This is a genomic window from Pseudomonas sp. P5_A12 (assembly GCF_056400685.1).
This window is the reverse complement of sequence record NZ_JBFUKU010000236.1, coordinates 1-8,178: the sequence shown is the minus strand read 5'-3', so window position 1 is coordinate 8,178 and position 8,178 is coordinate 1. Positions and strand designations below refer to the sequence as shown.

At 59.5% G+C, this 8,178-nt stretch carries 12 protein-coding genes; 8 read left to right on the top strand and 4 right to left on the bottom strand.

Annotation, left to right across the window (positions count from 1 at the left end; genetic code table 11):
- Positions 1–97 precede the first annotated feature (97 nt).
- The 3 genes from AC1DSG_RS23685 (at position 98) to AC1DSG_RS23675 (ending at position 2,080) form a co-directional block, all read left to right on the top strand.
- Positions 98–1,087, top strand: coding sequence for a 2-hydroxyacid dehydrogenase (locus AC1DSG_RS23685; RefSeq protein ID WP_477793061.1), 990 nt, complete (start codon positions 98–100; stop codon positions 1,085–1,087).
- A gap of 154 nt (positions 1,088–1,241) precedes the next feature.
- Positions 1,242–1,676: a hypothetical protein gene (locus tag AC1DSG_RS23680; RefSeq protein WP_477793060.1), complete on the top strand. Its 435-nt coding sequence runs from the start codon at positions 1,242–1,244 to the stop codon at positions 1,674–1,676.
- Positions 1,676–2,080 carry an META domain-containing protein gene (locus tag AC1DSG_RS23675; protein ID WP_477793059.1) on the top strand — a complete coding sequence of 135 codons (405 nt, stop codon included), beginning with the start codon at positions 1,676–1,678 and terminating at the stop codon, positions 2,078–2,080. The genes AC1DSG_RS23680 and AC1DSG_RS23675 overlap by 1 nt, the downstream gene beginning before the upstream one ends.
- 133 nt (positions 2,081–2,213) lie before the next feature.
- On the opposite strand, the gene AC1DSG_RS23670 is transcribed toward AC1DSG_RS23675, so the two are convergent.
- On the bottom strand, positions 2,214–2,681 hold the full coding sequence (locus AC1DSG_RS23670) for a TlpA disulfide reductase family protein (protein ID WP_477793058.1): 468 nt from the start codon (positions 2,679–2,681) through the stop codon (positions 2,214–2,216).
- A gap of 114 nt (positions 2,682–2,795) precedes the next feature.
- Here AC1DSG_RS23670 and arsC point away from each other — a divergent pair, with 114 nt between their 5' ends.
- The 3 genes from arsC to AC1DSG_RS23655 are packed head-to-tail and all read left to right on the top strand — an operon-like array spanning position 2,796 to position 4,169.
- On the top strand, positions 2,796–3,149 hold the full coding sequence (gene arsC / locus AC1DSG_RS23665) for an arsenate reductase (glutaredoxin) (RefSeq protein ID WP_477793057.1): 354 nt from the start codon (positions 2,796–2,798) through the stop codon (positions 3,147–3,149).
- Positions 3,146–3,742 carry an NAD(P)H:quinone oxidoreductase gene (gene wrbA, locus AC1DSG_RS23660; RefSeq protein WP_477793056.1) on the top strand — a complete coding sequence of 199 codons (597 nt, stop codon included), beginning with the start codon at positions 3,146–3,148 and terminating at the stop codon, positions 3,740–3,742. The genes arsC and wrbA overlap by 4 nt, the downstream gene beginning before the upstream one ends.
- Position 3,743: 1 nt before the next feature.
- Complete coding sequence (locus AC1DSG_RS23655) at positions 3,744–4,169, top strand: DUF2069 domain-containing protein (protein ID WP_477793055.1); 426 nt, start codon at positions 3,744–3,746, stop codon at positions 4,167–4,169.
- A gap of 98 nt (positions 4,170–4,267) precedes the next feature.
- Here AC1DSG_RS23655 and AC1DSG_RS23650 read toward each other — a convergent pair whose 3' ends face one another.
- Entirely contained in the window at positions 4,268–4,942 is a 675-nt protein-coding gene (locus tag AC1DSG_RS23650) for a DNA-3-methyladenine glycosylase I (protein ID WP_477793054.1), read from the bottom strand.
- Between the two features lie 70 nt (positions 4,943–5,012).
- Complete coding sequence (ttcA, locus tag AC1DSG_RS23645; protein WP_095963691.1) at positions 5,013–5,837, bottom strand: tRNA 2-thiocytidine(32) synthetase TtcA; 825 nt, start codon at positions 5,835–5,837, stop codon at positions 5,013–5,015.
- 280 nt (positions 5,838–6,117) lie between these two features.
- Between ttcA and AC1DSG_RS23640 the strand changes: the two genes are divergently transcribed.
- Entirely contained in the window at positions 6,118–6,720 is a 603-nt protein-coding gene (locus AC1DSG_RS23640; RefSeq protein WP_477793053.1) for a Yip1 family protein, read from the top strand.
- 159 nt (positions 6,721–6,879) lie between these two features.
- Positions 6,880–7,374: a SprT family zinc-dependent metalloprotease gene (locus tag AC1DSG_RS23635; RefSeq protein ID WP_477793052.1), complete on the top strand. Its 495-nt coding sequence runs from the start codon at positions 6,880–6,882 to the stop codon at positions 7,372–7,374.
- A 112-nt stretch (positions 7,375–7,486) separates the two neighbouring features.
- Here the strand turns inward: AC1DSG_RS23635 and AC1DSG_RS23630 are convergent.
- The coding region (locus AC1DSG_RS23630) for a CoA transferase (protein ID WP_477793051.1) at positions 7,487–8,178 on the bottom strand (692 nt) is incomplete at its 5' end.

Below are 8,178 nucleotides of genomic sequence, written 5' to 3'. Positions count from 1 at the left end.
GTACACCGCAGCGCCTGATTTTACGACGGCTGCGCCGCCGAACGCAGGCTTCGCCAGCTGCTACCTAAAGCCTTGACCGAGTTATCCAGGAGGATTCATGCGCACCATTCTTTTCAGCAGCCAGACCTACGACCGCGACAGTTTTCTGAGCGCTGACCTGCCCGTCGGTATCGAGCTGCACTTTCAATCAGCGCGACTGAGCCTCGACACCGCGGCACTCGCAGAAAAGCACGAAGTGGTCTGCGCCTTCATCAACGATGACCTCAGCGCGCCGGTGCTGGAACGTCTGGCGGCTGGGGGCACACGTCTGATCGCCCTGCGCTCGGCCGGTTTCAACCACGTTGATCTGGCGGCGGCCAAATTGCTGGGATTGTCGATCGTACACGTCCCGGCCTACTCGCCACACGCCGTGGCCGAGCATGCAGTGGCGCTGATTCTTGCACTCAACCGCCGCTTGCACCGAGCCTACAACCGCACCCGCGAAGGTGACTTCAGCCTTCATGGGCTGACCGGCTTCGACCTGGTAGGCAAGACCGTCGGCGTGGTCGGCACCGGGCAGATCGGCGCAACGTTCGCCAAAATCATGAACGGCTTCGGCTGCCAGCTACTGGCCTACGATCCATTCCCCAACCCGCAGGTCGAAGCCCTTGGCGCTCGCTACTTGAGCCTGCCGGAACTGCTCGCCGAGTCGCAGATCATCAGCCTGCATTGCCCGCTCAACGAGCAGAGCAAGCACCTGATCAACCGCGAATCACTGGCGCACATGCAACCCGGCGCGATGCTGATCAACACCGGGCGTGGCGGTCTGGTGGACACCCCGGCGCTGATCGACGCATTAAAGGACGGCCAATTGGGCTATCTGGGGCTGGATGTATATGAAGAAGAGGCGCAGCTGTTTTTCGAAGACCGGTCCGACCTGCCGCTGCAAGACGATGTGCTGGCGCGGCTGTTGACCTTTCCAAATGTGATCGTCACCGCGCACCAGGCGTTCCTGACCCGCGAAGCACTGGGCGCGATTGCCGCGACGACCTTGCAAAACATCGTGGCCTGGGCCGCCGGTACCCCTCAAAATCTGGTCGAGGGCTGATCGAACGGGCCTTGGACCTTGTCCGTTCCTTAGATGTGCAAAAGCGGCACTGTGCCATGGGTCGTCGGGGCGTTTGAACCTGATCGAAGGTCATCTGCCCGCGCCATGCTGCGAGTAGGCCCGTGATAGCATGTCGCGCCTATTTGGAGGACCCATGGTCGAACACGATTTCCGCTACACCCTGATGAACCCGCAACACACCCTCACCGAATGCCGCGCCCTGGTGCCGGGGCGTTATCAAGTCACCGGCAACGGCGGCTCGATCCGGATTGGCGACGTGCTGGTAGTGACCCTTAAAGGCAGCAAGGACTTGTCCATGCGCCTGACCGTCGAAACGGTTCGCCACTTGATCAACCCGCCAGGCCAATGGGTCGCGGTGAGCAGTGGCCCGGTGTTCGGCGAACTGGCGATCCACACTTGGGAAGTCAATTGCGACAGCTGCGCCAAAGCGCTGAGCTTTGAGTTCGCGGTCGACGCCAAGCTCGGCAACAAGGCTGAAAAGCCTGCTGCCACGGCGCGGATTGCCGAATTGGGCTGGACCTCGGTTGGCGAGAAACACCTGTGCCCGAAATGCCAGGAGCCTGCGTGATGAAACGCCTTGCTCTGACCGCTTTGGTCGGTGCCAGCCTGTTGGGCTGCGCCGCCGAGCCGGTGCAACTCGAAAAAAATCGTAGCTACATTCTGGAATGGATCGGCGAAAATCCATTGATGGACTACAGCCACCTGACCATTACCCTCGGTGAAGACGGTCGGGCCTATGGCAATGGCGGCTGCAACCATTGGTTCGCGCCGTACACGCTGGAAGGCGACAAATTGAGCTTCGGCAAGATCGGCAGCACCCGCAAGCTCTGTGCGCCAGCGCTCATGGAACAGGAACAGCGCTTCTTGCAGGCGCTGGAAGGCGTACAACGCTGGGACGTTTCGTCGATCGAGCAGATGCGTTTCTGGCCGACAGCAGGCAAGCCAATGCGATGGTGGCTTGAAGAGGGTTGATCCCTCTACCCGATCGTTCCCCACGCTCTGCGTGGGAATGCATCAAGTGACGCTCTGCGTCACAGGGACGCGGAGCGTCCCGGGCGGCGTTCCCACGCAGAGCGTGGGAACGATCAACGGCTTGAGGATCGTCTCAGTTGACTGCCTGCAACGCCTCAAGCTTCGCCATCACCCCCGCCGCCGTCTGCTCGCCCATCAGCTGTTCGCGAACCTTGCCCTTGTTATCGATGATGTACGTCACCGGCAGGGCTTCATTGCGCGGCAGTTCAAAAAGATCGGCCGGGTCTGAAGCCAGTACCGTGAACTTGATCCCCAGTTTTTCACTGGCGCTTTTCAGCTCTTCACCCTGCACATTGTCGTAGTTGACCCCGAACACGCCAATCTTCTTGTCCTTCAATTGATCAGCCAACGCATTCAACTGCGGGATCTCGGTCCGACATGGGCCACACCATTCGGCCCAGTAATTGATCACCACCCATTGTTTGTCCAGCCGTTCGGACGCAACTTTCTGGCCGTTCTGGTCGACGCCATAGTCATTGCCGCAGCCCCCCAGCATCAACGCCCCGAAAATCGCCAATGCCGCTGCCAGTCGCCTTGTCATGTCGTGTTCCTTGTTCGAAATTGAATGCGCCTGCGACCCATCGCCTCGCAAGGTTCAGGATTACGCGCTGCACAGTTAGAATAGCTGCCACTTTACGCAAGAAGCGACCCGCCCATGACCGATCTGACGCTTTATCACAACCCGCGCTGCTCGAAATCCCGCGGTGCGCTCGAACTGCTCGAAGCCCGAGGCCTGGCCCCGACTGTCGTCCGCTACCTCGAAACCCCGCTGGACGCCTTGCAAATCCAGAGCTTGCTGACCAAGCTCGGCATCAGCGCCCGGCAACTACTGCGCACTGGCGAGGACGAATACAAAACCCTCAACCTGGCCGACAGCAGCCTGAGCGAAGCGCAATTGATTGCGGCCATCGCTGCTCACCCGAAACTCATGGAGCGCCCGATTCTTGAAGTCGGCGAAAAAGCCATCATCGGCCGTCCGCCAGAGAACGTGCTGGAGTTGCTGCCGTGAGCGCACCCTACATTCTGGTTCTGTATTACAGCCGCAGCGGCTCGACCAATGAAATGGCCCGACAGATTGCTCGTGGCGTCGAGCAGTCCGGAATGGAAGCGCGCCTGCGCACCGTCCCGGCGATCTCCACCGAATGCGAAGCCGTAGCGCCCGACATTCCGGACGCAGGCGCGCTGTACGCCAGCCTCGATGACCTGAAGAACTGCGCGGGCCTGGCCTTGGGCAGCCCGACCCGTTTCGGCAACATGGCGGCGCCGCTCAAGTACTTCCTCGACGGCACCAGCAACCTGTGGCTGACCGGCGCGCTGGTGGGCAAGCCGGCCGGCGTGTTCACCTCCACTGCGAGCCTGCACGGAGGTCAGGAAACCACGTTGCTGTCGATGATGCTGCCGCTGCTGCACCACGGCATGCTGATCACCGGTCTGCCTTACAGCGAATCCGCCTTGCTCGAAACCCGTGGCGGCGGCACACCTTATGGCGCGAGCCATCACGCCGGGGCCGATGGCAAAAGTGCTTTGAATGAGCATGAAGTAGCGCTGTGCCGGGCCTTGGGCCTACGGTTGGCGAAGACTGCGCAAAAGCTGGGGAACTGACGTGGCCAAGAAGCCGAAGATTCTGCCCTCCATTGAATGGCTCGAACCACGGGTGCGGGCGATGCGCATCGTCAGCCTGCTGTGCTTTTTCGGTCTGGTGGGGCTGTTGTGCGCCTACTACCTGGTGTTTGCCGACCTGCACGGCGCGCGGCCTTGGGTGATTTTGCTGATCGAACTGGTGCCGCTGCTGTTGCTCGCACCGGGGATGATTATCGGCAGCGCGCGTGGGCATTCGTGGATGTGTTTTGTGGTGAACCTGTATTTCATCAAGGGCGCATTGGCGGCGTATGACCCGAACCGCCAGCTGTTTGGGATGCTGGAGATGGGCGCGAGCCTGGCAGTGTTCTGCTCGGCGCTGTTGTATGTGCGGTGGCGGTTTCAGCTCAATCGCAAACTGGCTGGCGAGGGCGAGATTTCCGTCGCCTGATAGACCGCTTCGCTGGCAAGCCAGCTCCTACAGAGAATTTGTGTCGTTCACACATCCCCTGTAGGAGCTGGCTTGCCAGCGAAGGGGGCGACTCGGCGTCAATGATTCACCGTGTAGGCGAGCATCATCGAAATCTGGCTCATCGGCCGCCCGCCACTCTGTTCATGCCACTGATTGAACACATCCTGCACCAAGGCCAGATCCCGCTGACTGCTCGGCACCTTGTCGACGATCTTCTGTGCATTCAACGCTGCGACCACGTCGTAGCTCGGCACAAACGTGTCTTTGCCGACCATGCGCAAGAAACGCGGCGCCGACAACCCGCCCAATTGATGGCCGCGCTTCTTCAGGTATGTCCACAACCCGACGATATCCGTTACCGGCCATTCGGCGATCAACGCGCCAAAGCTGCCGTGCTCATGCGCCACGTCCAGAATGAACTGTGCATTGCGCGGTACGCTCTTGAGCTTGCCCAGGTGGCGGATGATTCGCGCGTCYTGCATCAGGCGTTCGAGGTGTTCGGCGCTCATCAGCACGACTTTTTCCGGGTCGAACTTGAAGAACACTTCTTCGAAGGCCGGCCACTTGGCGTCCACCAGGCTGTGCTTGAGCCCGGCGCGGAATACACGTAGCGCCATGGTGGAGAGGTAGCGGTCGTCGCTGATCTTGCGCAATTGTGCCGGGTTTTTCGGAACGGGCAGATGGGCTTCCAGTTCAGCTGCTGAACCGAAGCGGTTCAAGCAGTATTCGTGCAGCCACTTGTAATCGCGCATGCCCTCTCCTGATGAATAAGTGAATAGACCCATGTGGGAGCCAGCCTGCTGGCTCCCACAGTGATTGGGTTTAGAGGTTGACTACATTGACGAAACGCGAAGCCGCCGATTCGTCGATCTTGAGGCTGGTGAAGTCAAACAGGTTGCGGTCCGCCAGTTGCGACGGGATCACGTTCTGCAGGCTGCGGAAAATGCTTTCGGTACGGCCCGGGGTCTTGCGCTCCCAATCTTGCAGCATGTCCTTGACCACCTGACGTTGCAGGTTTTCCTGAGAGCCGCAGAGGTTGCACGGGATGATCGGGAATTGTTTGAAGTCCGAGTAAGCCTGAATGTCTTTTTCATTGCAGTAGGCCAGCGGACGGATGACGACGTTGCGGCCATCGTCGGCGCGCAATTTTGGCGGCATGGCCTTGAGCGAGCCGTTGAAGAACATGTTCAGGAAAAACGTCTCGACGATGTCGTCACGGTGATGACCGAGGGCCATTTTGGTCGCACCGATTTCATCGGCAAAGGTGTACAGCGTGCCGCGACGCAGGCGCGAGCACAGCGAGCAGGTGGTCTTTCCCTCGGGAATAAGCTCCTTGACCACCGAGTAGGTGTCTTTCTCGACGATGTGGTACTCGATGCCCAGTTCCTTGAGGTAGGCCGGCAGCACGTGCTCCGGGAAACCTGGCTGCTTCTGGTCCATGTTCACGGCCACGATCTCGAACTTGATCGGTGCGACCTTCTGCAAGTGCATCAGCACGTCGAGCATGGTGTAGCTGTCCTTGCCACCGGACAGGCAGACCATGACCTTGTCGCCGTCTTCAATCATGTTGAAATCGGCAACCGCCTCACCAGCCTGACGGCGAAGGCGCTTTTGCAGTTTGTTCTGGTTGACTGTGAGAGTGCCCATGTCGCGAAATCCGTGAGGTGTGACGAAAGGCCGGCATTTTACGCAAAAACCCGCCTTCGGCGAAGTGCCCACAGGGTGGATTATGGGTGACAGACCCTGCGGCGATTAACAGGTGTGTTTTCAGCGCGATAAGCTCTAAGCCCCTATTACCTGTGCGGTTAAGACCTTTCTATACTGCGACATAAGGTCGCATTCAAATCCAGACCTTTACTTACTTGGCCACTTTGGCCCGTAGGCGCTCCGCTGGGGGGCGATGGTAAAAACAAGAGGAGTGACTGGCATGATCCATCACGTAGTGGGGCTTTTCACCCACCCCGACCAGGAATGGAAAGAGATTCGTGGCGACAATGAGGAAAGCATTAGCCACATGTACCTGACCCATACGCTGATTCTGGCGGCGATCCCCGCTGTGTCAGCGTTTATCGGCACCACAAAGATCGGCTGGGTGATTGGTACCCGGGCACCGGTGATGCTGACGCAGGAAAGCGCGCTATGGATGACGATCATGTCGTACGTGGCGATGCTCGGCGGTGTTGCAGTGATGGCCGCGTTCATCCACTGGATGGCTCGCACCTATGACGCCAATCCGAGCCTGGCCCGTTGCGTTGCGTTTGCGACCTATACCGCGACCCCGTTGTTTATCGGCGGACTGGCGGCGCTGTACCCACACCTGTGGCTGGGAATGATCGTCGGGACGGCGGCCATCTGCTACACGGTGTACCTGCTGTATGTGGGACTGCCCACTTTCATGAACATTCCGTCAGACGAGGGGTTCCTGTTTTCAAGTTCGGTGCTTGCGGTAGGCCTGGTGGTGCTGGTAGCCATCATGGCGTTCACAGTCATTGTCTGGGGACTCGGCGTGGGGCCGGTCTATACTAATTAGTGGTACTTCCACCCAAAAACAAGATCTGCCAACACAGGCCGCCGCAAGGCGGCCTTCTAATGTTCAAGAATCGAAAGCGCTGTTGACCATTCGGCACCTGCGCGATTCGCAAGACCCCAGGGTTGCGGCATACTCGACGTCTCTGGAGATCCATCAAGCATGCCCGAGCCACTCAATTCCCGCGTCGAAGACTGTTACCAACTCGCTGAATCCTTTTTCAAACGCACTTTCAAACGCCCCGTGGTGAGCCTCAAGCTGCGCGGTCAAAAAGCCGGTGTCGCGCATTTGCACGAGAACCTGTTGCGCTTCAACCCGCAGCTGTACCGGGAAAACACCGAAGATTTTCTCAAGCAAACCGTAGCCCACGAGGTCGCCCACCTGATCGCTCACCAACTGTTTGGTGACCGCATCCAGCCTCATGGCGAAGAGTGGCAACTGATCATGCGCGGCGTGTACGAACTGCCGCCCAATCGCTGCCACACCTACGACGTCAAACGCCGCAGCGTGACGCGCTATATCTACAAATGCCCGTGCGTGGACAGCGATTTCCCGTTTTCAGCGCAGCGCCATGGGTTAGTGAGGCAGGGTCGGCGGTATTTGTGCCGGCGGTGCCGAAGTACGTTGGTGTTCAGTGGGGAGATGCGGGTCGAGTAACCGCACGATCGTTCCCACGCTCCGCGTGGGAATGCCGCCATGGACGCTCTGCGTCCACTGTGACGCGGAGCGTCACGGGATACATTCCCACGCAGAGCGCGGGAACGATCTACTACACAATTATTTTGGCACGCCGCAACTCTGCGATCCGCTCGGCATCAAACCCCAACTCCCCCAACACCTGATCCGTATGCTGCCCCAGCACCGCGCCAATATGCCGTGGTTCAGGCAACCCATCCGMAAACTTCAACGGGCAGGCCATTTGCGCCTGTGTAGACCCATCCCCTCGCGGCACCTCAGTCACCAGCTCCCGCGACTTCAGCTGCGGATGCTCAATCGCTTCGCTCAAACTCAGCACCGGCTCGACACACGCATCGAGTTCGGCAAACAGGGCGCACAAATCGGTAAAGTCGTGTTTCTCGAATTCGGTCATCAGCGCGTCCTTGAGCTTTTTCTGGTCCGCAGGCTTTGGTGACAAGCCCAAAGGCGCCAACTCCTCCAGCCCCAACGCCTTACACAGTTGTTTCATAAACGCCGGTTCCAGACTACCCACCGACAACCAGCGCCCATCGCGAGAACGGTAATAGTCGTAAAAGCTGCCGCCGTTCAGGATCTGGTCTTCCCTGCCCGGCTCCGCGCCACAGGCCAGATACCCCGCGCCCGCCATGGCGTTCAGGCTGAACGCGCAGTCGGTCATGCTCACGTCCAGATGTTGCCCCTGCCCGGTTTGCTGCCGGGCGATCACCGCCGCCAGCAGGCCGATGACCCCGTGAAACGAGCCCCCGGCGATATCCGCCACCTGCA